The organism is Streptomyces sp. NPDC087300, assembly GCF_044744425.1.
Classification (GTDB): Bacteria; Actinomycetota; Actinomycetes; order Streptomycetales; family Streptomycetaceae; genus Streptomyces.
This window is the reverse complement of the sequence record NZ_JBIUYI010000005.1, coordinates 280,622-303,140: the sequence shown is the minus strand read 5'-3', so window position 1 is coordinate 303,140 and position 22,519 is coordinate 280,622. Positions and strand designations below refer to the sequence as shown.

Sequence of the window (22,519 nt, the reverse complement as noted above, 5' to 3'; positions counted from 1 at the left end):
TACCAAGTGGCGGGCGTGGCCGCGCGTTACGAACCCGCCGATCCTTCGCCCTGGTAGCACCAGGTCAGCAACGTCACCTGGTGGCCCTTGGACTCGCGCGTGATGGGATCGTCGTCGGTGAGCTGGAAGCCAGTTGCGTGAGCGACCGCAACGCTCGGAGCGTTCTCGGCCTCGATGCGCAGCAGCACGCGTCTCGCTGCCAGTTGGCGGTCGGCGTAGTCAGCCATCAACTTGACGGCTCGCGAGGCCAGGCCTCGCCGCCGATGTCGGCTACCCACCCCATAGGCGAGCTCGATGTCGCGCGCGTCGTGCGCGCTGTGAAAGAGGATGCCCTCGCCGCGCGCCTGCCCACCGTCGGTGGTGATCGCCAACTGCGCTGCCCTGCGGCCCTCTTCGCGGCCCTCGAGAGCCTTGGCCAGGTACTTTCGCGCCGCTCCGACATCGAAGGGAGAGGGCACCGGAGTCCAACGGTAGATCTCTGGATCGTCGTAGACCTCGACCAGCGCGGGCAGGTCGGACTCGACCCACTCCCTCAGCAGAATCCCGTCTCCTGACAACCGAATGCTTGGCGGCAGAACGATCTCATGTTGACTGGGCATGGGCCCGATCTTGCCCTGCCAGGGGGTCGAACACCAGCGTCATATCGCTCACCCCCCCCCGCCTACCCCTGACCTGACTTCGCCTCCTTGACGGATAACACCGGTAGCCGCAACTTGATCGGTGTGGCTACCACCGTTAGCCACGGTGGTCGGTCGTCATGCGAGTCGCCGAACGAGCCGCCATACACAAGGGCCGCAGTGGCCGGGCAGATCCGGAACGACAAGCGGGGAGACACCAAATGACCATCCTCACTAAGGAGCACGCTCCCGCTGCCCGAGTCACCGCGCGGGCCGCCGGACAGGTGCACGCCGCGGCATGGATCCTCGTGCTCGCCGCCGCGTACGCTGACCGGCCGGTGCCGCCGTACCAGTAACTCGACTGCACGTTGGGCCGGTTGGGCCGGCAGGATCGGCGGGGCGCTCGCAGGCGTGCAGCTCGTCCTCGAACTGATCGCGATAGCGGGCGCTGATCCAGCGTCACCACGCAGTACCGGCACGCTGTTTGAGGTGGTCCAGCGTCTGGACGGCGTCAAGATGCTCGCGCTCGCGGCACTCGCTGCGGCGGCCTGTGCGGCCTCGCGCCACGGCACGCTGTCGCCGATGTCCTTCCTCTCCCTGCCGTTGCTGCTGATCTGGGTCGCCGTACTCGGCGCGGCGCTCGGACGCCGGTGAACACGGCGAGCCCATAAGGGCGTTGTACGTGTGGGAGGGCGGGCTCGGCATCTGGGGTGCCATCGCCCTGGGCGGGGTCGGCGCGTGGGTCGGCTGCCGACGCCACGGGGTCCCCTTCCCCGCCTACGCGGACGCGGTCGCCCCCGGCATCGTCCTGGCCCAGGCGATCGGCCGCTGGGGCAACTGGTTCAATCAGGAGCTCTACGGCCGCCCCACCACACTCCCCTGGGGCCTGGAGATCGACCGCGCGCACCGGCCGTCCGACATGCTCGACGTGGCGACGTACCATCCCACCTTCCTCGGACTGCGCCTGAACAACTGGACCTCGGCCCTGGTCTTCGCCGGCGCCATCGCCTTCCTCGTCTTCTCGGCGCGTCGCCACCCGGGCATCGAGGACGTGTCGCAGCCGCGGGCGGGGAGCGGCGACGAGAGCGCCGATGAGCCGCCGCGCCTGGCCGTCACCTCTACCGACCTCAGCTCCAGGAACAGATAGTGCACACGGGATCGGGAGGTGCGGCACCGTGCAGACCGAGAGACTTCCGGCCTCATCAATGGGTACGTCGAAAGCGGGCAAGTGGTGGGCGAGGACTCGACGTGGCTGTTCAGCGCGGCCAAGCTCGTCGTGACCGTCGGGATGCTCTGGTTCGCGCGCCGGGTCCGCGTCCCCCTGTGGGGTGTGGTCTTCGGCCTGTTGGTCGGCGGCGCGGCGGGCAACCTCGTGGATCGCGTCTTCCGGCCGCCCTCCCCGTTCCAGGGGGCGGTCGTGGACTGGATCCAACTGCCGTGGTGACGGTACTCCGCGGCATCAACCTGGACGGGTCCCGGGCACCCGGGAAAGGTCCGGACGGGTCCCTCGTACCCGAGGAGTCGGCCGGGACCGGAAATCCTGGCGAGGGCGGCGCCGAAGCGGTCGGCGAGCTCCGGCAGCGACGGTCAGTTCCGGGACACCGGCCCTGCGTAGCCGCTCGGCGATCACGTCATGGTTGCCGGTGACGGCGTCCGGGACGGTCCCCTGGCCGGTCAACCTGCGAGCACCGAGTTTGACGATGCGGCGCGCGCCTGCCTCGATCGCGGCGTCGCCCAAGTTCACTTCGGCGGCAATCTGGCCTTCGGAGAAGGGATGCGCGAGGTAGAGACGGTCCACGCCGACAGCCGCGTTTCGGGCATCCGCCGCATCGGCGGCATCTCCCCGGAAGACCTCACCGCGGACCTCGCCGAGCACCTCGGCACCGGCCTCCGAGCGCACGAGGCCCGCTTCCGCGACCACAGTCACCGTGATGAGCGCGCACCAATCCACACTCCCGGCACGTCCGCGTTACGCGTTACGCGTTACGCGTTACGCGTTATAGGAGACGGGCGAGCGCGCTCTCGGACGGGCTTCCGGGCGGCGCTTGGTACACGATGATCACCTGATGTTCGGCGCCGCCGACCGTGAGCGCCTGCCGGCGCAGGGCGAGGCTGCCGACGACGGGGTGCGCGAAGCGCTTGAGTTCGTCGCGGGCGGGCCGCGTCTCGTGGCGTGCCCACAGCCGGCGGAACTCCTCGTCCGTCTCCAACTCGGCGATCAGGCCGGCGATCCTGGGGTCGCGGAGGTCGGCTTCCGCGCGCAGGGCTGCCGCGGTCTGCGCGGCCACCTCGGCCCAGTCGGGAAAGAGCCGGCGGGACGCCGGGTCGAGGAAGACCGCTCGGGCCAGATTGCTTCCGGGCTCGTACATCGGGGCGAGCGCGCGGGCCCGCTTGTTCGAGGCCAGTACGTCGAAGCGCCGGTCGCGGAGGTACGCGGGGCAGTTCTCCCACGCGTCGAGCAGCCGGTGTACGTCCTCGGACACCTCGGTCCGCGACGACGGCGACGCAGGGCCGGGGTCGAGGCCAGGACCGGGACCGGAACCGGGACCCGTGCCGTGGCCCGCGAGGGCGAGCAGATGGGCCGAGGCGTCGGCGTCCAGGCCCAGCGCCCGCGCCAGGGAGTGCAGTACCTGGGGCGAGGGGTGCCGGTCGACGCCCTGTTCGAGCCGGACCAGGTACGGCTCGCTGATTCCGGCGAGCCGGGCCAGTTCCTCCCGGCGCAGCCCCGCCACCCGGCGTCGTCCGGTGGCGGGCAGGGCCACGTCCGCCGGGTCGACCCGTGCGCGTCGGGCCTTGAGGAAGGTGCCCAGAAGGTTGTCGGCCGCCATGCTGCGAGGGTAACCCTGTGGGGGTGCTGGCTGCCGCCGCGGGAACGGCGCAGGCTCGACGGCATGAAGACCTGGTTCATCACCGGCGCGTCCCGCGGCTTCGGCCGCATCTGGGCCGAAGCCGCTCTGCAGCGCGGCGACCGCGTCGCCGCCACCGCCCGCGACACCGAGACCCTGCGCCCCCTCGTGGACGCCTACGGCGACGACGTACTCCCGCTCCGCCTCGACGTGACCGACCGCGCCGCCGCGACCGACGCGGTGCGGCGGGCCGCCGAGGCATTCGGCCGGCTCGACGTGGTCGTCAACAACGCGGGCTACGGCCTGTTCGGCATGGTCGAGGAGACCACCGAGGACCAAGCCCGCGCCCAGCTCGAAACCAACCTGTTCGGCCCGCTGTGGGTGACGCAGGCGGCACTGCCGTACCTGCGGGCCCAGGGCAGCGGTCACATCCTTCAGGTCTCCAGCCTCGGCGGGCTCGCCGCCTTCCCCACGCTCGGCCTCTACAACGCCTCCAAGTGGGCCCTGGAGGGCATGAGCGAGGCCCTGGCCCAGGAGGTCGGCCCGCTCGGCATCAACGTCACCCTGATCGAACCCGGCCCCTACGGCACCGACTGGTCGGGCGCCTCCGCGGCACACACCGAACCGCTCCCCGCCTACGAACCCGTCCGCGCCGCACGCCGAGCCGGCGCCTCCGCCCGCACCCCCCAGGACCCACGGACCACCGCCACCGCCATCCTGGAACTGGTCGACACCGACGCACCACCGCTACGCCTCTTCCTCGGCACCTACCCCTATCCGATCGTCGAAGCGGCCTACCGGAAACGGCTGGACACCTGGAACGAGTGGCGGGACCTCGCGTCCCGGGCGTGATCGGTGCAGAGGGCTCTGCGGGGGGCGCGGCATCGGGGAACTCCTCCCACCACCGGCGCCCTCGTCGAGCGCGGGCCCTCACCCCGCCCCCGGCAGCCCCAACTCCGGCAGATCCCCCTCCGTCCGGGCCAGCACGATCTGGTCGAACAGCGCGCCGTCGCCGTTGCTGCGCAGGGCGAGTTGGTCGATGACCTTGACCGCTCCCGCGGTGAACTTCCAGAGGTCGATGCGTACGACCGTCCAGTCCATGGGGACCGGGCCGTCGAAGCGCTTTTCGACCATGGAGGTCTGGGGAGGCCAGTGTGAGTCGCCGATGGATGCCGAGAAGATCGGGGCGGATGTCGCGGGGCCGAGGCGGACGCTGATGCCTGTGGTTCGGGGGCTGAGGGCCTTCCAGGCGAACTGGAGGTAGCGGTACTGGCCGGGGGCGCTCGGGTTCTCCACGATCCTGAAGTCCCAGTCGTGCATGGCGTGTCCGAAGGGGGCCCGCGCCGTGGGGTAGCGCTCCACCGCCTTCTTCAGCCGCAGGCAGCTCGTGCCGACGGCCGCGCCGCCGATCTGGATGTCGGCGGCCGAGCTGTCCTCCACGATGTCGCGCACGTCGTCCTCCCGGTCGTCGAAGAGGACGGCGAGCGCGTTGTCGGCCAGTACGTCCCGGTGGGAGTTGCCCAACGCGGTGCCGTGGAAGACGAGTTCGCCGAGGCGGATGTTGCCCACGGGCCAGATGCCACCACCTGTGGTGCGCAGTCGGAAGCGGGAGGAGGCAAGGGGGTCGAACACGTGGCTGTGCACGGCGCCCGCGTCGGAGAGCAGCTTCGGGCCGTCCTTCCAGAGCCCGGCTCGCGTGTCCCACCACTGGAGTTGGACGTCGCGCAGCCACGACTCGGGGTGGGCGGGGTCCTCCGCGAAGGTCACTCCGGTCAGCTGGACCTGCGTGCGGAAGGTGTCGACGGTGAACAGCAGTTCCTGGCCGGCGACGGCACCGATGGCGCCGATGACCGACCAGGGCACCCACGGTTCGGCGGGCGGGTCGGCGCGTCCGTCGGAGAGGCGGCCGACCGGGTTCTGCTTGCTGAGGTCGATGTACTGGGTCGGGTTGACCAGACGTACGTCCAAGAGGGCGGGAGCCGTCGTGATCAGGTTGGGTGTGAGGTCCTTGGGAGCCGTGGTGTTGCCCCAGCCAGAGCGGCGGACCACCGGAACGGGGTCAGGGGCGAGCAGCTTGGGCCGGATGTCGGTCTCGGACGGGGCGAGTCGGGTCCGCCAGCGTTCGTCGAGGTCGGCGGTGTAGCGCAGTACCGTACCCGTCCAGGTCGCGACGAGGAGACCCCCGTCGGGCAGCCAGGCCGCGACCGGCAGCGCCTTGAGGTCAGCGGTGCTCAGCGGGGTGCCGTCGCGCCGCAGTACGGCGAGCGTGCCGAGTTCGCTGCCGACGGCGACGCGGGTGCCGTCCGGCGAGACCCGGGGGCGGCGCAGCAGATCGTCTCCGGTGTACGTCCAGAGGAGTCCGTGCTCGGCGTCGTACGCCTTGAGCTGGTTGCGGAAGGTGACCGCGAGGAACGAGCCGTCGGCGCTGACGGAGACCTCACCGGCCGCGGTGGGCAGGGTGTTGAGGAGGGCGCCGCCGCGGATCACGTACACGCGGCCGCCGTCGGCGTCCGAGCAGATCACGGCGGTACGACGGTCACCGCTGACGACTCCGCCGCCGAAGCTCCCTTCGCCGGTGAGGATCGACCACAGGGTGTGGCCGTCCGCGGCAGCGAGTCCGGTGATCGTGTGCGCGGCGAACGTGATGAGGGTGTCGTCGTCGAGGGCGAGGAGCCGCAGCGGGGCGCGCTCGCCGGTCTTCCACCACTCGTGCGCCCACCTCTCGCGCGCCTCGCCGTCCACGTCGTCCCACACCGCGAGGCCCAGGTCACCGGAGGTGGCGATCCACGAACCGCCGGGCGCGGCGGCGAAGTTGTTCAGGCCGTAGTCGTGGCCCCACTCGCCCTTCGTCCAGTCGGTGGCCTTCTTGGGCAGGCCGAAGAGGGCGAACCGGCGCCGGGGCGAACCGTCGGCGCCCAGCAGGTACAGGTGGTAGCCCTCGGCGCTGTGCAGGTCGAAGCCCTGTGCGGCGAAGCCGTCGCCGCGGGCGCTCGGGGTGTAGGCGAAGTGGTGGCCGATGCGGCGGCGCCAGCGCGTGGTGCCGGTGGCGAGGTCGATGCCGTAGAGGTTCTGGTCCCAGTTGAAGGCGGTGAGCGCGGCGGTGCGGCCGTCGGCGGCGACCGCGATGTCGCGCAGATGCGGGCCGAAGGCGTACTCGGCAGGGGGCGGCAGCGGGTCGTGCGCCAGCGGTACGACGGCGTAGAGCCGGGCGGGGACGGTGCGCAGGTCCGCGGTGAACTCGCCGCCGAGCAGGCTGACCCGCTCCCCCGTGAGCACGTCGACGACCTGGTGCAGCGCGGGCAGCGCCACCTTCAGCTTCGCCGTCACGGGAACGCGGTGGCCGCACCGCAGGCCCACGCGCCAGACCAGGCCCGGCTCCCAGTCGAGGAGCGTGTTGTTGACCGCCCAGATGTAGGTGGTCTTCCCGGCCTTGCGCTCGCTGAGCCACACCTCGGGGTTGTCGCACTCGGCGACCGGGGCGACGACGTCCTTCAGGGCGGCGGTGACCTTGGCCGCCTGATCGAGGAAGAGGCGGCGCAGCCGGTAGTACGACGCGTCGTCGCTCTGTGGCGTCTCGTCGTTCTCGACGTGGGTGAAGGCGGTGCCGAGGGGGCGGTAGGTGTCCTTGTGGCGCTGGACGCAGCTGTCGTCGGCGTAGACGGGGACGGTGTCCGGTCCTTGGCCCACCGCGGTGAGCGCCGCTTCGAGGCGGGGGTCCAGGTCGGTGCGCTGGCCGATGAGGAGCACCGCGTCGTAGCCGCGCAGGACGTCGGCGCTGACGTCCTCGGTGAAGACGAAGGTGGCCGGGCGGTGGGCGTACAGACAGGTGGTGTACGCCTCGTAGAGCCGCATGAAGTACTTGCTGCTGAGGCCCTGCGAGGTCTCCAGGCGCTGCATGCGGGTGGAGACGACGATCGCGACGCGGTCGGCGTTGCGGGCGGCGGCGGTCGCGGAGCCCAGGCGGCTGCACAGGTCGAAGGCGGCGCGCAGCATCGAGGTGCGGCCCGCGCCGCCGGAGCGGGGGTCGCCGGGCCTGCCGCCGCTGCCGCCGCCGCGTTCGTCGAGGACGGTGATGCCCTCCAGGTGGTAGGCGCCCTGGTCGCCGGTCATGCCGGTGCCGTTCGCGCCCCGCATGACCTGTTGCAGCAGGGTCGGCAGGATCATGCCGCCGGTGCCGTCGTCGTTGAAGAGCTCCGGGTGGCCCCAGGCCGGCCTGCCGGGACGCCGGTAGTAGTCGACCATGTGGGCGGTGGAGTTCAGGAGTTGGAGCTGCTCGCCCTGGTAGTGCAGGTCGATCTCGTCCGCGGCGGCGAACACGGTCGGGGGCAGGGTCTGCGGTGCGCGGTAGGGTCCTGTCATCGCGCTGCTCTTGCCGGGGAACTGCTGGTTCAGTACGTCGCGGAACCGGGCCCCGGCGTTGGTCTTCAGAGCGATCGAGCGGTCGGTGACGGTGTCGAGGATCGGCGCCCAGCCACCGGGCTGCTCGACCAGTCGCAGCGCCTCGTCGTACTTCTTGCGCTCGTCCGGGCCCTGCGCCGCTCCGGCGCCGATCACGGCCACCCACCAGTTCGCGCCCCAGGTCCAGCCGCGGAACGCCGCGTAGGTGCGCAGGCTATCGGTCACCTTCAGCAGGTCGCGTTCCAGCGCCGCCTGGTCGCGGGACTCCGGATTGCCGGGCCAACTGAGCGGCAGCAACGCGTCGTTGGCGAGGAGGACCGCCTGCTCCTCCATGCCGCGGGCACCGTATCCGGCGATGGTGCGGCGCCCTGGATCCTCGAAGACGGCCTTGTCCCAGTGGACGGCGGTCCGTGACAGCTTCAGCCGGTCGACGACGGCGGAGTCGGCGGCGGCGTCCTTGAACGCATCGGTCCAGGCGAAGCCGAGGCGGTCGACGAAGAGGTTGAGCCCGAGCTTCGCGGTCCTGGCGACATGGGCCTCGACGGTGTCAGGGAGGTCCGCGAAGAGCGGCAGGCGCTGTGTCGAGGGGTTCTTGACGGTGTCCCGGGGGTCGGAGGGGATGCTGGCGTGGTTGTTGGCGTAGATGTCGCTGTACCAGGTGAGGTGGAAGTCCGGCCGTCGTACGAGGCCGGGGCCGAGGTCGAGGTGGTGCGGGGCGACGGTGAAGCCGGGCGGCTGCTCGGCGTCGATGACGTAGCGTCCGGGCGCCAGCGTGCCGGTGTACTGCCCGGTGAGTTCGAGGCGGCCGTTGCCGTTCGTCAGGGTGACGTTCTCGGCGTGGACCTCCACCCCGTCGCGCAGCAACCGCACGCGCGCGCTGCCCGGCAGCGGCGTGCCGTCGGCCACGCGGGCCACGACGCGTACGGTGACGGGTTCGCCGCGGCCGTAGGAGAAGCGGTTGAGAGCGGTGAACGTCTCGGCGCCGCCCGTGCCGGTGCCGACGCGGCAGGTCATCAGGGACAGCGAGCCCTTGGTGCTGTCGGGCGTGCGGATCTCGACGATGCCGTCCACGACGTATTCGCTGAGCCGTCCGGCGACGTCGGGCGACACCCGCACGTTGTAGAGGCCCCGGGCGTCGGCGGGCGGGGTGACCGCCCCGTCGGCCAGCGGGAGTTCGGTGAACTCCGGTACGCCCAGGGGCCGCAGCCACACTCGGAAGCACGGGTCGTCGGACCACCGCCCCCGGTCGTGAGTGATCGTCAGCGGCATCTTGCGGCCGGCCGTCCACTCGTCGGCCTCGTACGTCACGGAAAGCCGCTCGACGTCCGCGCCGACCCTGCGCACGAGCGCGCCGGTGAACTCATAGACCTCGAAAAGGTACTTGGGGTCGTTGCGCTTCACGTAGTAGCGGCGGCCGCGCACCCTGAGGTCCTGCACCACGTACGGGTCGTCGGGCAGGGCGAGGGTGACGCTGCGCTCCAACTGGCCTTGCGGGTCGTAGACGCTGACCTGCCGCCGGAGCGGTTCCTTCGGCAGGCCGGTGGAGACGTGGACCCGGCCGTCGTCGTCGACGTCGTAGCCGCCGAAGGCGAAGCCCGCGGGGCGCACCGGGATGTTGCGCACCCATGCCCCGTCGAGCGTCGAGACGGCGACGATTCCTGTCGCGGCCGTCGTGGGCCAGGCGGTGTAGAGCAGCCCCAGCTCCTCGGCCACGCGCAACCCCGCGGGGCCCTTCTTGGAGGTGGCGTTCTCGTCGAGCCCGGTGAGGGTGATGCGCTTGTCCACGGTGCCGGGCTTCAGCCTGAGCACTTGCCTGCGGTGCTGGTCGATGGCGTAGAACCAGCCCGACCTGGTGGCTTCGACGGCCGAGGGCGCGAAGTAGCCGTCCGTGTCGTTGGCGGTGAAGTCGTCGATGCTGCCGAGCCGGTTGAACTCCTTGTCCCAGAAGTCGATCCGGTGCGGGAAGTGGGTCTCGGCGGTCGCGATCACCCCCTGGGCGTCGGCCGTGATCGCCAGCGCCGCGTACCCGACCCGCCCGAACCGCTGCGCCGAGCCGTCCGGCGCGAGCCGCAGCGCCTGGCCGTCCGCGCGGCCGCCGATCACCAGATAGACGTTGTCGTCCCGGCCGAGCCCCAGGCGCAGGGCCGGGACGTCGAACGCGGGGTGGTGCCTGGACACGACGTGCTCGATGGTCCTCACGGTGACTCTCCCCAAGAAGGCCGTGCGCCACCCAGGCGCCGTTGGCGATGCCACCGATCAGCTTCTCGTCATGCACACGAGGAGGGGAATCACCGCGACGGGCGAACGGGTAAACATGTGTGCCCTCTTGCGCGGAGCAGCCACGCCGGGTGCGCGGCCATCACCGCGGGCCGAAGCGGAAGGGCCCGGCGGCGGGCCCTTCCGCCCTTGTCCCGGGTTTCCGCTATCCCGGGTTTCCGCTGAGCGTGCCGTCGAACAGCTGGGTGAGGAGCGCCTTCTGGGTGTGCAGCCGGTTCTCCGCCTGTTGGAAGATCTTCGACCGCGGGCCGTCCTTCACCTCGGCGTCGACCTCCTCGCCCCGGTTGGTCGGCATGCAGTCGAGGAACACCGCGTCGTCGCCCGCGAGCCGCATCAGCGGTTCGGTGATCCGCCACCGGTCCGCGAGCCGCGTCCGTGCCTGGATCTCCTCCTGGCCCTCCAGCGTCGGTGACTTCCAGCTCAGCGTGTACACGGCGGCGCAGTCCCGCACCGCCTCCTCCAGGTCGTGGGTGAGCTCGACGCTCGCGCCGGTGCGGGCGGCGACGTCCCTGGCCGCGCGGGTCACGCGCTCCTCCGGCGCGAAGCCGGGCGGATGCGCGACCGTGACGCGGTGCCCGAGCAGTGCCGCGGCCATCATCGAGGAGTGCAGCACGCCGGGCGTCTTCTGCCGCGGTGAGTACGACCAGGCGTACACGACCCGCTTCTCCGGCACCTGTCCTGCCCCGAAGAGCTCGCGCAGCGTCAGGAGGTCGGCGAGGACCTGGCAGGGGTGTTCCTCGTCGTCGAGCGCGTTGATGACGGGGATGGTCGCCTGTTCCGCCATCGCCCGCAGTCGACGGTGACCCGCGCCGTACTCGTTCATGTCGTACCAGCGCACGACGAGGGCGTCGAGGTAGCGGTTGAGCACGCCGATGGTGTCCTCGATCGACTCGCGGTTGGCGAGCCGCAGTTCCTCGACGCCGTACGGGAAGCTGTCGGCGCCGAGCTGGGACGCGGCGACCTGGAAGGAGACCCTGGTCCGGGTCGAGGGCACGTGGAAGAGCAGCCCGATGCAGCGGCCCGCGAGGTGGGCGCGGGTGTCGTCGCCGCGTTTCATGGCTTCGGCGAGGTCGAGGAGGGAGCCCACTTCCTTGGCTGTGAGGTCCTGGATCCGCAGGATGTGTCGCGCGGTCACGTCAGTACTCCTGTCTCGGGGGATGGGGTACGCGCTTGCGCAGCCACCGCTCGGCGCCGACGGAGACCAGCAGCATCGCCAGGGCGATGACGACGCTGACGCCGAAGAACGGCAGTATGCCGACGGTGACCGTGATGACCGCCAGGTTCAGGCGGGCGGTGCGGCCACGGGGAAGCAGACGGGCGGCGGAGAGAAAGGCCATCAGGAAGATGAGCAGGTAGGTGGCGGACGACGCCTTGATCAGCGTGGACTCGCTGGAGTCGGTGACCAGGAGGAGGACGACCGACACGGCGTACCCGGGCAGGAGCGCGAGGACCGCGCGCGTGGGCACCAGCCCGCGCGAGAGCTTGCTGAGGGAGGTCGGCAGGATCCCGTCGCGGGCGAGGGCGAAGACGACGCGCGACGTGCCCAGACACCAGGCGTTGGTGGTGAGCAGCAGCAGGATCCCCGCGACCAGGTATCCGACGCTCTGCAGGCCGGAGCCGGTGGCGACCTCCAGGAGTCGTACGAACGCGGTCAGGTCCGACTGGCCCGCGGGCGCCTCGGGCAGCGCCACGGAGACCGTGAACGCCATCGCGAAGTAGAGGACGCCGACACAGGTGACGGCGTAGAGGATGCCCTTGGGAAACGTACGCGCGGGGTCGCGCACCTCCTCGGCCACCGGGGCCGCGTTCTCCCAGCCGATGAATCCGAAGAAGCAGATCAGTACGGTGCTGCCGAGGGCGCTCCAGCCGTGCGGGGCGAACGGCTGGAGACGGGTGTAGTCCGCCTCGGGCAGCGCCAGGCAGATGACGAGGACCAGCAGCAGCACCACGGCGCCGAGCACCAGGAGCTGCGCGCGCGTGCTCACCTTGATGCCGCACAGGTTGAGTACGACGCAGAACACGATGACCGCGGCGCCCGCGAGCAGGGCCGCCCGGTTCGAGGCAGTGGGGTCGACCGCGGCGAGCAGGTAGCGGCCGGCCGCGAGCCCCAGGACGGGATTGCCCGCGAGCAGCGTGATGAGGAGGAAGACGGCGGCGACCCGGCCCGCCCTGGCGCCGAACGCCGCCTCCACGAACTGGGCGACGCCCTTGCTCGTGGGGTGCCGCACGGACAGCGTCGCGAAGATCAGGGCGAAGGGGTAGCTGTAGAGGATGAGGAGTGCCCAGGCGACCAGGGACAGGGGTCCCGCCTCGGCCCAGGCGAGGGAGGGGATGAGCAGGACGCCCGCGCCCATCACCGAGGTGACGTAGTGGGCGACGAGCCCTGATGTGCCCAGCCTGCGGGGCAGTTGAGGGGGCGCTGTTGCCTTCGAGACGGCCCCCTCCACTGATGTCATACGGTCTGCCTCGACTGCTCGGCCTGCCGTGCGTCTGCTGCCCGCTGTGCCTGCTCGGGCTGTTCGGGCTGCTCCGCGCGCGATCCGCGCCAGAGTCCGTCCATCGTCTCGTGGCTGATCTGTTTGTGCAGGTCTCCCTGGGACGCGTAACCCATATTGATGATGAGGCGCCGCCCGCCGGTCAGTGGATAGACGCGGTGCAGGGTGGTGTCGGTGCGCATCAAGTACAGGTCGCCGGGGAGGAGTTCGAAGGAGTGGATGGGCTGCGCGAGGAACTGTCGGTGCAGCTGGGGATCCTTCTTGTTCCAGTACGTACGAGGTACGCACTGCACGAAGCCGCCGTGCTCGGCGGGCGGGCAGGCGACGACCCAGACGAGCGCGAAGCTGTAGTCGTCCCAGTGCCAGCCGTGCGTGTCACCGGACTGCTCCAGCTCGGTGATCACGTACCGCTCCGGCTCGTAGGGGCAGGGGAGCACGGGCTCGCCCGCGACCTTGCCCAGCGCGTCGAGCAGGGCCGCCGCGTCGTACACCCGTGGGATGACGGAGCCGTGCTCGCTGATTTCCCGGTGGCGCACATTGCGCATCAGCCGGGGCGAGTGGTCTGTTTCCTCGAAGCTGATTGTCCTGCGGACGCCGTGCTCCGCTACGAGGTCCTCAATTTCGTCCGCCACGCATGATTTGACGTGGTCAGGAACGAGGAAGGGTAAAGTCGTGAATCCGCACTGGAGGAAATCGCGGCGCGCGGCCTCCAGTCGGTGTTGCTCGACATGTTTGACGAGATGTTCCGAGAGGGACTGAACGAGGCCCCCGATCCGCTCGTCCGGCCGCATGACCAGCTCCCCACGTCGTCGGCAGGAGATGTGCTCGTTTCGCTTCCATGACAAGAACGGCAGCCTACCCGGTCAAGCTGTGGGCACCGGGAAAAGCGAATCATTCAGGCCAGGGGGCCGGTGGCGAACTCCGGGGGCCGGTCGGCGGCGCAGAACATTGAGCTCCGTTTTACATGATTCAGCGGATTCGAATGGTGCGCGGGAAACCGAGGCGGGGGCGGTCCGTTGACGTTTCGTTTCTTTCTGTCACGCGCCCGAGGCGGCGATTAGCGGGCGCACGCCGGAGTTCGAAACGGTGCGAAGCGGACCGGCGAAGCCGGAAATACATACACGTTCACCAAGGGCCTGGCCGGCGCGGCGACGGGCGGGGCCTCGCGCTCGCCGTTGCCTTACCCGCGAGGTAATGGAACCGGTCCGGCGGACTGGCCAGAATGGTGATCTCGCCGCGTCGGCCGGACGCGGCTCCCGGATCGGAGTGATGAGCCATGTCCTCAGCCGCACCCAGAACGACCCGCGCCGTGGTGGAGGAGCTGCTGCGCCGCATCGGTGAGGGCGATCCCGAGCGCATCGCCGAGATGTACGCCGAACGGGGCGATTGGAAGCTGGACTGGCCGGAGGCGGAGCACGGTCGCGCCGCGACTCCGTGGATCCGGCACCGTGCCACCCGGGCAGATGCCGCCGCCCACTACCGCGAACTCGCCGAGCACCATGTGCACGGGCAGGCGGCGACGGAGATCGAGCGCATCCTCGTCGATGGCGACGACGCGGTCGTGCTCGGCGAGATCCGCCAGACGGCGCGCGCCACCGGACGTGCCTACCGCGCCCGGTTCGCGCTGCACCTCACCGCCGAGGACGGCCTCATCACCCGGCACCACGTCTACGAAGACAGCCTTGCCGTGGCCCAGGCGTTCGAGTAGGAGGGGCGGGCCGGGGGACACTGAGCCGACCGCGAAGTCGGCCTCCCCGGCCGTTCGTTCGTTGGCTGGTTCTGGATCGTGTGACGGTGCTGGGTCTCCGTAGGCTCAACCGCACAGGATGCGCGTGTCTCAAGTAACCCTGGAGGTCGGCGTGTTGTACGCATTCGCCTTCGAGCGGGTCGGCGTCGTGGTGAGCGACCTCCACTTCCTCAACCCGAATCCGCTGCACGGGCAGGAGACGCCCGAGCGCGGCGTGCGGCTCGAACTACGGGTCTTCGAAACCGGCGAGCTGCCCGGCTCCATCTACTCGGCACGCCCGATCACGATCGGCCGCCCGCTGTGGCGGGTGGATCTCCTCCAGGACGTGGACGCCGCCCCGAACACGTTCGACCGCACGCACCACCACCCCTCCATCGTCGGCTGGGAACCCGGCCCGCGGACCTTCGTCGAGGAACTGTCCGCCGACCCGCTGTCGTGGCTCACCGCCAAACTCACCGACCTCTCCAGCCTCCTTGATGAGGCGGGCATCCCTGCGTACGAGATCTCGGAGACGGACGCGGACGGTCTGCGAACCTCGGCACCCGAAATCGTGCGCACCGTCGGCCAGTTGCTGGAGCGGGTGTGGTCCGGCGAACTCGGCGGAGCCGGGGGCGATCTGGAGTCGGGGACGGTGACCAGTCTGCGGGCCAGTTGGCTCTAGGTGTCCTCTCGCGGCCTGGGCTCCCTCTGGCGGCCCGGGTCCCAGCCGTATCCCTGCGACGGCAGGGAAACTGGCCGGGCGGGCTCGTAGTGTCGCCCCATGACGGGAGTCGGGGCGGATGCCCACCTACTGGTCTGGATGAACGAACGTCGCACGCGGGGGCACTCGGGTCCGGCGGGCCCGGAGGACTTTCCCGAGGAATGGCGGCGCAACGCCCGCTTTCGACTCCACAGCGACCTCAAGGAACTTGTCCGGCGAGGCCAGTTGCAGCGGACGTTCGCGCTGGGCAAGGGCAACCTGTACCACCTCACCCACAGCGGCGAACTGGAGGCACAGCGACTCCCGCATCTGCGGCGCGACCCCGAAGGGCGCCAACAGTTCGCCCGCAACGGCCTGGTGTCCGTGGCCGCACACGCGCCCTACAGCCCCACCACCGGCCTGGAGGCGTTCCTCGCGACACCACACTCGCTGACGTACGGCGATCCTCTGACCCTCGGGGAAGTACGCGCGGCAGCGGCCTATCTGGCGGAACAAGGCCTCGCCACCTCGGCTCCCACAACGTGCAGAACAAATCGTTCGGCTTCGACCCCTCCCAGTTCGCCGACTTCGCCCGCCAGGTCCTCAGCGCCGCACCCCGCGTGGAGACCTCCGACGAACTGCGCGCCCAGATCGTCCGCGACGCCTCCTACCTCGAAGAGGAGAGCACCGGACCGGCCCCCGCCAAGCCGCGTACGCCGGGCACTGGAAGGGCTGACGGACACCCTCATGCGGCATTCCACGGACGGCCTCGCCCAGTTCCTCTACCACACGGGCCGCGGCCTCCTGTCCTGACGGCCGCGACGGTCCGTCCCGCGCGGGCGCGCGACCGGGAAGGCGTGGGTCCGGGATCAGCAAACCGTCACTCGTGCAGAACCGAACCCGGGCGCGAGGTCGCCGTCGGCTGTTCGGGGACCTGCGGAGCCGTCCGTTCCGGGGAGGCGGAGGAGCGGTGTCCTCGGGGAGGGTCCGTGGAGCGGTCGGCTCGGAGGGCGGCTAGTTCCCGGCGGAGGGCGCGCATGTACTCGTGGGACTCGTAGAGGTAGCGGACCTTGGTGGGCAACATCCAAGGGTCGACCGGCTTGCGGACCACGTCGGCGACGCCGAGGGCGAAGGCCGACGAGGCCAGTTCGTGGTCCACGCCGAAGCCGGTGAGCAGCACGACGGGGATGTGCTGCGTCTGCTCCAGGCGCCGCATGAAGCGGACCACGTCGAGACCGTCGGTGCCGGGCATGCGCACATCGAGCAGCACGAGACCGATCTCGCCACGGAGCAGGTGCCTCAGTGCGTCCTCTCCGTTGGTGGCGCTGATCAGCTCGTACCGCAGATGCACCAACGCGCTTTCGAGCGCGAACAGGGTGTCCGCGTCGTCGTCGACGATCAGGATCTTCGCACCAGGCGTCACAATCCGAACCCCCTATCTCCACCAACCAGCCTATGCCTCAAGTGAGTTGAGAGATGTCCCCGTGTCATGTGCCGTTGGCGCCACGGCCGGGACGGGGACGTCGATCACAACAGCGCGGGCCCCCTCCGCACGAGACGGAGGGGGCCCTCACGTCAGGCACCCGCCCTGCGGATGTCACGTGACGGGGCCCTCGGCGGGAGGCGGGCCCGCGCGCCGGGCCAGGCTCGCGCCCAGCTCGTCGCGCACCTCGGCGGGAAGGTCGCCGTTCTGCCCCCACGCCAGGATGAGGTCCGCGACGGCACGGAGCTTGATGTTGGTGTGCTGCGACACTTCCCGCAGCACCTCCCAACCCTGCTCGGGAGCGACCTGCCCCAAGGCGACGACGATGCCGATAGCCTGGTCGATCGAGGCGTGGGAGTCCACTGCCTGTCTTAACTGATCGACCTGCTCCACAAGGCCGGAGACCGTGTCCGCGGTCCGCTCGGCCTTCTGAGGATCATTCACTCCGCAACTCCACTATGGGCTCTGGGTTCCGATACGAGTCAGGGTCAATCTCGCGTGCGGGACCCCCTTCGTCAAGCCACTCACAAGCCCCCTGAGCAGCCAAAAGAATCCCACACAGCGGACGGGAGCGAGCCGCGCCCGAGTACCGGGCCACAGCCCTCCCACGTCCGGAAATCGGCGCCCGGCGCCCCGCCCGCGGACATTGGCCTGAATTGATTTAACGTTCAACCATACCCTCTGCGGCCTGGCCGCCGGCAGCGCGCTCGCCTTCTTCCAGTTCGCCGACCCCGAGGACCAGAAGGAGTTCAAGACCGACATCAACACCACTCCCCTGCGCCACCTCGCCTTCAAGGTCGAGGCGGAGGCCCAGGAGGTCCTGCGCGAGCGGGTCACCGCGGCAGACCCCGCGGGAGCGAACACCCACGTGATCGACCACGGGTTCTGCGTCTCGCTGTACGTCACCGACCCCAACGGGCTGATCCTGGAGTTCGTCGTCGACCACCCCGACGTGGCGAAGATCGACGCCGAGAAGCGCACCACGGCACACGCCGACCTCGCCCGCTGGCTCGCCGGCGACCACACCAGCAACAACCATTGGCGCTGCCCCCTGGCGCCCGGCGCCCGACCAGCCCGTCCTCGGAGCCTCGCGCTATCGCCGAAACGCGGCCGTCAGTGAACCCACCGTGCGGTGCGGCGCCTTCCGCCGATCGCGGTCGGGGTGGATCATCCGGTGACCGAGGCCCCACACCAGGGCGCCCAGCACGAAGCCGTACACGACGACCAGGCCGTGCCCGTTCTCCTGGGCGAACCACATCACCAGCCCGAGTGCGGGTGCGGCGAGGGCGAGCAGCCGCTCCTTCTGGTCCTTGGTGCGCAGCAGCAGGCCCGCGGCGAGGGTCGCGGCGAGGAAGTACGTGGCGCCCGAACTGCCCGCGAAGTTGCGCGGGTCGGTGCTGCGGCTCGCTTCCATGAAGAGCGAGTCGATGTGCTGAGGGAGGAGGATTCCCGCCGCGAGCAGACCGAGCATCAAGGCGCCGCCCCAGAACCACTCCGCGAGGGCCGAGACGACCGCGAGCGTCGCGATGTTCCAAGCGCCGCCCAGGAAGCCGCCGTTCTGCATGAATACCGAGGTGACCACGCGCCACCAGCCGGATCTGTCCGGGTCCGCGTCGAGGGCAGCCATGGCCCCGGACCAGCTGAGCTGGGTCACGACACCGGCGAGGGCCACCGCGAGGACTGCCGCGGCGGCCCAGGGTATGCGCCGCCGCGGGACCGAATCCGGACCGAGCAGCGCCAGGCCCGCCTTGAACATCAGCACCATCAGCGCCGCCGTGGTCACGTTGAACAGCAAGCCGCCCATGGTTGGTCTCCCCCGTCGCGTACCTGGTCGAATGCGGACGTGACGCTACCGGACGTGATCCACTCGGCAGAGCCGAGACTGCCCCTCTGAGCTGCTTCTTTGCGAACTTTATGCAGTCCCGTACGACGGCTTTACGCAGTCCCGTACGAGGACGGTGAGTCCGATCCGGCCATGCCTGTCTCACGGGCACGGCGAGTGGTACGGCAGCTCCCCCAGATGGTCGCGCCACCTCGCCCGCGTCAGCACGTGCCCCGTCACGGCACACACGTGGTCGACGACCCGTTCGACGTCCAGGTCCCACAGCCGGGCCGTGCCGTCGTCGCCCGACGTCGCCAGGGTCCGGCCGCCGGGGCCCAGCACGGCACGTGTGACCGGTCCCGCATGGCCGACCAGCGCGTTGCCCGTGACGGCGGGGTGGGCAGGATCGGTGACGTCCCACAGCGTGAACGTGCCGTCCGTCGTGCCGGTGACGAGGGTTTGCGCGGCGGGGCCGAAGGCGAGTGCGGATACGGGGCCGTTGGCGTCGGCCGGGGCGCCGAGCGGCTTGGGGCGGGCGGGCGCGGTGACGTCCCAGAGGCGTAGCTCTCCTTCGTCGGTGGCCACGGCGAGGGTGTGTCCTCGCGGGGCGAAGCCGACCGCGTCGCCGCGCAGGGTGCGGGCCACTCGGGCCGGGCGGGTGGGGTCGCGGGTGTCCCAGAACCTGACCCTTCCGGTGTCGTCCGCCAGGGCCAGGACCCGTCCGTCGGCGCTGAACGCGAAGGAGGAGTCGACGTCCGCGCCCGTGGCCGCGGCGGTGCCGAGGAGGCGGGGGTGGTGGGCGTCGCGTACGTCCCACAGGCGGATGCGGTCCGACGCGCCCGGTTCACCGATGTCGGCCGCGTCGCCCCAAGACCCGCTGACGGAAACCGACTTGATCCGACGCTGCTCGTACTCCGCCATGGTGCGCCCGTCCCCGCTGAAGGACAGGGCGGTGATCGTGTGGTCGCGCCTGAGGGAGGTACGGCCCAGTCGGCGCGGGTGTGCCGGATCTCCGGCGTCCCACAGGTGCGTGCCGCCGTCCGGGTCCGCGACCGCGAGCAGGTGGCCGCGGGGCGCGAAAACGGCACTGGCACCGCGCAGTTCGCCCAGCTCTTCGGGGCGGCTGGGGTCGGCGGTGTCCCACAGCCGCACCTTCTCCCCCGCGTCACAACCGGCGACCAGCGTCCGCCCGTCGGGACTGACGCCGCCGACGGCGGCGTCCGGGCACCCCGTCAGCAACGGAGTCGGACTCCACACCCGGATGACCCGGTCGTCCGTGATCAGGCTCCGGCCGTCGCGGCCGAAAGCCACGGAGAGCCCCTCGTGCACGGCCTGGCCGAGCGGTTCTCCGATACGGGCGGGCAAGCGCGGGTCCGCGGTGTTCCACAGCTGGACTCCCGCGTCCTCCACGACCGCGAGGGTGCGGCCGTCCGGGCTGAAGGCCGCCGCGGCGACATCGGATCCTTCCAGACTGTCGAGCGGGATAGGCAGCCGCTTCGGGTGTCCGAGGTCGCCGATGTCCCAGAGCCTGACCCGTTGGCCGCCGCCGTCGGTGGCCAGTGTCCGCGCGTCCGGACTGAACACGACGTCCTCCGCCCCGTCCGCGCCGAGCCGGAGGGTGCTCAGCGACGCCAGGTGCGCCGGGCGGGCCGTGTCCCACAGCCGTACGACACCGTCGTCGCTGCCCGCCGTGGCAAGGACGTGTCCGACCGGGCTGAAGACGGGCAGATCACCTGGCAGGGCGCGGCCGGACCGTTCGGGGTGCCGGGGATCGCGCAGATCCCATACGAACGTCCGCTGACCGCCCGCGGCGAGCAGCCGCCCGTCGGGGCTGAGCGCCACCCCGTTGCCCACGGTGTCGTCGGGCAGGGCCAGCGAGGCGAGGGCGGTCGGATGGCGCGGGTCGGCGGTGCGCCAGATCCTGATCCTGCCGTCGCGGTCGTCCCCGGTGGCCAGGAGGCGCCCGTCGGCGCTGAGGGACACGGCGGATCCGCGCAGGGCGGGTCCCACGCGGCGGGGGCGGGTGACGTCCCGGATGTCCCACAGGCGTACGAGGCGGTCGGGCCCGACGAGGACCAGCAGACGCCCACGGGTGTCGGTGATCGGGCCGTTGCCGAAGGAGCTGATGTCGCCCTCGGTATCGGGCGTGCGGCGGCTCTGGTCAGGGGTCTCGGAGAACAGCGTGGAATTCCCCGCGCCGAGCAGGCTCGTCAGGGTCCCCGGCGACCTGCGCATCCGGTAGGAGGCGATGTCGAGTTGGGCCGCGAGAGAGGCGTTCTGGACCCGAGCGGGCAGCCCGGTGCCCCGCAACTGGTCGGCCTCGGCGGCGATTTGCCGGGCCACCGCGACGGAGTGCTGGGCGCGGGCCGTCGCCCGCTGTTGGAAGGCGAACGTCGCCGCGGCGCAGACCACGAGGACCAGCGCGGTCAGACCGGCCACGAGCGTGCGCAGCCGCCGGGTGGCACGTGCGGCCGCCCGCTGCTCGCTGTCGCGCGCCGCCGTGCCCGCGCCGAGGAACTGGGCTTCCAGCGCGGTCAGTTCGCCCTGGTCGGTGAATGTCTCCTCGGCCACCGCCAGGCGCGTGCCGCGGTAGAGCGCGCCGGGGTCCCGGTCGAGCGCGTGCCACACCTGTGCCGCCTCGGTCAGCCCGCGGTGCGTGCGAAGGCGCTCGCGGTCGGCGTCGATCCAGCCGCGCAGCCGGGGCCAGCCCGCGATGAGGGCCTCGTGGGCGAGGTCGACGGTGTCGTGGTCCAGGGTGATCAGCCGCGCGTGCGCGAGCCGTTCGAGGACGGTGCGGACGTCGGCGGAACGGTCCGGCTCCAGCTCCGCGCGGGCGACGGGGCGACGGGTGTCCTGCGTGCCGTCACCGGGCGCGATGAGTCGTAGCAGGATCCGGCGCGCCAACATGGCTTGATCCGGCGTCAGTTGGCAGTGGACGGATTCGGCCGTGCGGGCGATCGCGCCGTGCAGGCCGCCCGCCGCCTCGTACGCCTCCTCGGTCAGTGCTCGCCCTTTGCGGCGGCGCCAGGTCTCCAGGAGGGCGTGCGACAGCAGCGGCAGGGCGCCGGGTTCGCCACCGGCCTCGTCGAGCATCCGGGCGGTGAGCGAGCGCTCCACGATCAGTCCGGCCGCCTGGGCGGGTCGCACGACGGCCGCCCGCAGTTCCTCGGGGTTCATGGGCCCGGCCAGCACGGTCGCGTGCCGCAACGCGGCGGTGAGCGCCGGGTGTTGGGAGCAGTGGCCGAGGAAGTCGGCCCGTACGCAGATGACGACGCACAGTCGGCTCGTGGGATCGAGGCACGTGAGGAGCCGGTCGATGAAGCGGTCCCGCTCCGCCCGGTCGGCGCACAAGGTGTAGAGCTCTTCGAATTGGTCGACGATCAGCCAGGTGTCCCCGTCCGCGTCCTTCGGCACCAGGGCCCGGTCGTGGGTGCGTACGGGGTGCTCGCCCGGGGTGAGGACGCGCAGCGCGGCGGGACGGGGAAGAGCCGCCGCGTCCCAGGTGCGCAGACGTGGGATGAGCCCGGCGCGCAGCAGGGACGACTTGCCGCTGCCCGAGGGGCCGAACACCGCGGTGAAGCGGTGTGCGGTGGCGGCCTGGAGCAGTTGTTCGGTGAGCTCGTCGCGGCCGAAGAAGAGATGAGCGTCGGCCGGTTCGAAGCGGGCCAGGCCCCGGTAGGGCGACTCGGCGTCCTCGTCGTCGGCGCGTGGTGCGGCCGCCGTCTCCGCGGCCGCCTCCCGCCAGCGCGCCTCCCACTCGACCGGCTCACCGCCGCAGGCGCGTACGTAGGCGAGCGCGACCGGCAGCGTGGGCAGCCGCGCGCCCGCCGCCGCCTGCGACAGGGTGCTCGCGCCCTGGGCCGCCCGCCGCGCCATCACGCGATAGGTCGGACCGCCCGCCTCGGCCCGCAGCTTGCGCAAGTCCGCGGCGAACCGCGCCACCGCCCCCGCGCTCGGATCCAGCGGATTCTCCGGACGCCCCGGCATCGACGGCTCCTCCGGTCGGCCCGCTTCCCCCGTGGACGCGGCACGCGGCCCGAGAACGTACGCACACCGACCGGCCGGGGCAAGCGACAGGCACGTTCTTCGGTCAACACCCCGACCGGCTCCTCCTACCAAGTGCGTTGCGGTGCAAGGCCATTGATCCGAGTGGCG

Annotated in this window: 19 protein-coding genes and 1 pseudogene; 8 read left to right on the top strand and 12 right to left on the bottom strand. The window is 70.9% G+C overall.

The annotated features are described in order from the left end of the window. Nucleotides 1–26: 26 nt before the first annotated feature. Entirely contained in the window at nt 27–599 is a 573-nt protein-coding gene (locus tag ACIO9J_RS21605) for a GNAT family N-acetyltransferase (RefSeq protein ID WP_402001786.1), read from the bottom strand. A 239-nt stretch (nt 600–838) separates the two neighbouring features. On the opposite strand from ACIO9J_RS21605, the gene ACIO9J_RS21600 reads away from it, so the two are divergent. From ACIO9J_RS21600 to ACIO9J_RS21585, 4 genes and pseudogenes are all read left to right on the top strand, one after another. Further along, the gene (locus ACIO9J_RS21600; protein WP_402001783.1) at nt 839–973 is read left to right on the top strand and encodes a hypothetical protein; all 135 of its coding nucleotides are present in this window, start codon (nt 839–841) and stop codon (nt 971–973) included. Between the two features lie 133 nt (nt 974–1,106). Beyond that, nucleotides 1,107–1,271: a hypothetical protein gene (locus ACIO9J_RS21595; RefSeq protein ID WP_402001780.1), complete on the top strand. Its 165-nt coding sequence runs from the start codon at nt 1,107–1,109 to the stop codon at nt 1,269–1,271. After that, a pseudogene (locus ACIO9J_RS21590) lies at nt 1,267–1,764 on the top strand (prolipoprotein diacylglyceryl transferase family protein); the annotation flags it as partial. The gene ACIO9J_RS21595 and the pseudogene ACIO9J_RS21590, both read left to right, overlap by 5 nt. 81 nt (nt 1,765–1,845) lie before the next feature. Next, nucleotides 1,846–2,061, top strand: coding sequence for a signal peptidase II (locus ACIO9J_RS21585; protein ID WP_402001777.1), 216 nt, complete (start codon nt 1,846–1,848; stop codon nt 2,059–2,061). A gap of 15 nt (nt 2,062–2,076) precedes the next feature. On the opposite strand, the gene ACIO9J_RS21580 is transcribed toward ACIO9J_RS21585, so the two are convergent. Then, nucleotides 2,077–2,544 (bottom strand): hypothetical protein, encoded by a 468-nt coding sequence (locus tag ACIO9J_RS21580; RefSeq protein WP_402001774.1) that lies wholly within the window; start codon nt 2,542–2,544, stop codon nt 2,077–2,079. Between the two features lie 70 nt (nt 2,545–2,614). Then, nucleotides 2,615–3,445: a helix-turn-helix domain-containing protein gene (locus ACIO9J_RS21575; RefSeq protein ID WP_402001771.1), complete on the bottom strand. Its 831-nt coding sequence runs from the start codon at nt 3,443–3,445 to the stop codon at nt 2,615–2,617. A 63-nt stretch (nt 3,446–3,508) separates the two neighbouring features. On the opposite strand from ACIO9J_RS21575, the gene ACIO9J_RS21570 reads away from it, so the two are divergent. Beyond that, on the top strand, nt 3,509–4,315 hold the full coding sequence (locus ACIO9J_RS21570) for an SDR family oxidoreductase (RefSeq protein WP_402001768.1): 807 nt from the start codon (nt 3,509–3,511) through the stop codon (nt 4,313–4,315). A 78-nt stretch (nt 4,316–4,393) separates the two neighbouring features. On the opposite strand, the gene ACIO9J_RS21565 is transcribed toward ACIO9J_RS21570, so the two are convergent. The 4 genes from ACIO9J_RS21565 to ACIO9J_RS21550 all read right to left on the bottom strand — a co-directional run bounded on the left by ACIO9J_RS21565 (nt 4,394) and on the right by ACIO9J_RS21550 (nt 13,265). Further along, nucleotides 4,394–10,060 carry a hypothetical protein gene (locus tag ACIO9J_RS21565; protein ID WP_402001765.1) on the bottom strand — a complete coding sequence of 1,889 codons (5,667 nt, stop codon included), beginning with the start codon at nt 10,058–10,060 and terminating at the stop codon, nt 4,394–4,396. 223 nt (nt 10,061–10,283) lie between these two features. Further along, a complete protein-coding gene (locus tag ACIO9J_RS21560) occupies nt 10,284–11,273 on the bottom strand; it encodes an ornithine carbamoyltransferase (RefSeq protein ID WP_402001763.1) in 990 nt (329 codons plus the stop codon). Nucleotide 11,274: 1 nt separating this feature from the next. After that, nucleotides 11,275–12,594 (bottom strand): APC family permease, encoded by a 1,320-nt coding sequence (locus tag ACIO9J_RS21555; protein ID WP_402001760.1) that lies wholly within the window; start codon nt 12,592–12,594, stop codon nt 11,275–11,277. Next, the gene (locus ACIO9J_RS21550; RefSeq protein WP_402001757.1) at nt 12,591–13,265 is read right to left on the bottom strand and encodes an ArpA protein; all 675 of its coding nucleotides are present in this window, start codon (nt 13,263–13,265) and stop codon (nt 12,591–12,593) included. The genes ACIO9J_RS21555 and ACIO9J_RS21550 overlap by 4 nt, the downstream gene beginning before the upstream one ends. A 644-nt stretch (nt 13,266–13,909) precedes the next feature. On the opposite strand from ACIO9J_RS21550, the gene ACIO9J_RS21545 reads away from it, so the two are divergent. After that, nucleotides 13,910–14,341 carry a nuclear transport factor 2 family protein gene (locus ACIO9J_RS21545; protein ID WP_402001754.1) on the top strand — a complete coding sequence of 144 codons (432 nt, stop codon included), beginning with the start codon at nt 13,910–13,912 and terminating at the stop codon, nt 14,339–14,341. A gap of 124 nt (nt 14,342–14,465) precedes the next feature. Then, a complete protein-coding gene (locus tag ACIO9J_RS21540; RefSeq protein WP_402001752.1) occupies nt 14,466–15,041 on the top strand; it encodes a hypothetical protein in 576 nt (191 codons plus the stop codon). A gap of 898 nt (nt 15,042–15,939) precedes the next feature. Here the strand turns inward: ACIO9J_RS21540 and ACIO9J_RS21535 are convergent. The 3 genes from ACIO9J_RS21535 to ACIO9J_RS21525 all read right to left on the bottom strand — a co-directional run bounded on the left by ACIO9J_RS21535 (nt 15,940) and on the right by ACIO9J_RS21525 (nt 17,422). Then, nucleotides 15,940–16,482: a two-component system response regulator gene (locus tag ACIO9J_RS21535; protein WP_402001749.1), complete on the bottom strand. Its 543-nt coding sequence runs from the start codon at nt 16,480–16,482 to the stop codon at nt 15,940–15,942. 174 nt (nt 16,483–16,656) lie between these two features. Next, on the bottom strand, nt 16,657–16,986 hold the full coding sequence (locus tag ACIO9J_RS21530; protein ID WP_402001746.1) for an ANTAR domain-containing protein: 330 nt from the start codon (nt 16,984–16,986) through the stop codon (nt 16,657–16,659). A 217-nt stretch (nt 16,987–17,203) separates the two neighbouring features. Further along, entirely contained in the window at nt 17,204–17,422 is a 219-nt protein-coding gene (locus tag ACIO9J_RS21525) for a hypothetical protein (RefSeq protein WP_402001743.1), read from the bottom strand. On the opposite strand from ACIO9J_RS21525, the gene ACIO9J_RS21520 reads away from it, so the two are divergent. Further along, the gene (locus ACIO9J_RS21520; protein WP_402001740.1) at nt 17,411–17,662 is read left to right on the top strand and encodes a hypothetical protein; all 252 of its coding nucleotides are present in this window, start codon (nt 17,411–17,413) and stop codon (nt 17,660–17,662) included. The two genes, ACIO9J_RS21525 and ACIO9J_RS21520, sit on opposite strands and share 12 nt — an antisense overlap. On the opposite strand, the gene ACIO9J_RS21515 is transcribed toward ACIO9J_RS21520, so the two are convergent. Both ACIO9J_RS21515 and ACIO9J_RS21510 read right to left on the bottom strand, forming a co-directional pair. Then, nucleotides 17,636–18,346: a hypothetical protein gene (locus ACIO9J_RS21515; protein ID WP_402001737.1), complete on the bottom strand. Its 711-nt coding sequence runs from the start codon at nt 18,344–18,346 to the stop codon at nt 17,636–17,638. The two genes, ACIO9J_RS21520 and ACIO9J_RS21515, sit on opposite strands and share 27 nt — an antisense overlap. Nucleotides 18,347–18,526: 180 nt before the next feature. After that, nucleotides 18,527–22,351, bottom strand: a complete 3,825-nt coding sequence (locus ACIO9J_RS21510) for a hypothetical protein (protein WP_402001734.1) — start codon at nt 22,349–22,351, stop codon at nt 18,527–18,529. Nucleotides 22,352–22,519 lie beyond the last annotated feature (168 nt).

Excerpts from the sequence above, each read along its gene's own strand:
- ACIO9J_RS21545 (WP_402001754.1), top strand. The coding sequence starts at position 13,910 with ATGTCCTCAGCCGCACCCAGAACGACCCGCGCCGTGGTGGAGGAGCTG.
- ACIO9J_RS21570 (WP_402001768.1), top strand. The coding sequence starts at position 3,509 with ATGAAGACCTGGTTCATCACCGGCGCGTCCCGCGGCTTCGGCCGCATC.
- ACIO9J_RS21555 (WP_402001760.1), bottom strand. The coding sequence starts at position 12,594 with ATGACATCAGTGGAGGGGGCCGTCTCGAAGGCAACAGCGCCCCCTCAA.
- ACIO9J_RS21575 (WP_402001771.1), bottom strand. The coding sequence starts at position 3,445 with ATGGCGGCCGACAACCTTCTGGGCACCTTCCTCAAGGCCCGACGCGCA.
- ACIO9J_RS21605 (WP_402001786.1), bottom strand. The coding sequence starts at position 599 with ATGCCCAGTCAACATGAGATCGTTCTGCCGCCAAGCATTCGGTTGTCA.
- ACIO9J_RS21515 (WP_402001737.1), bottom strand. The coding sequence starts at position 18,346 with ATGGGCGGCTTGCTGTTCAACGTGACCACGGCGGCGCTGATGGTGCTG.
- ACIO9J_RS21510 (WP_402001734.1), bottom strand. The coding sequence starts at position 22,351 with ATGCCGGGGCGTCCGGAGAATCCGCTGGATCCGAGCGCGGGGGCGGTG.
- ACIO9J_RS21600 (WP_402001783.1), top strand. The coding sequence starts at position 839 with ATGACCATCCTCACTAAGGAGCACGCTCCCGCTGCCCGAGTCACCGCG.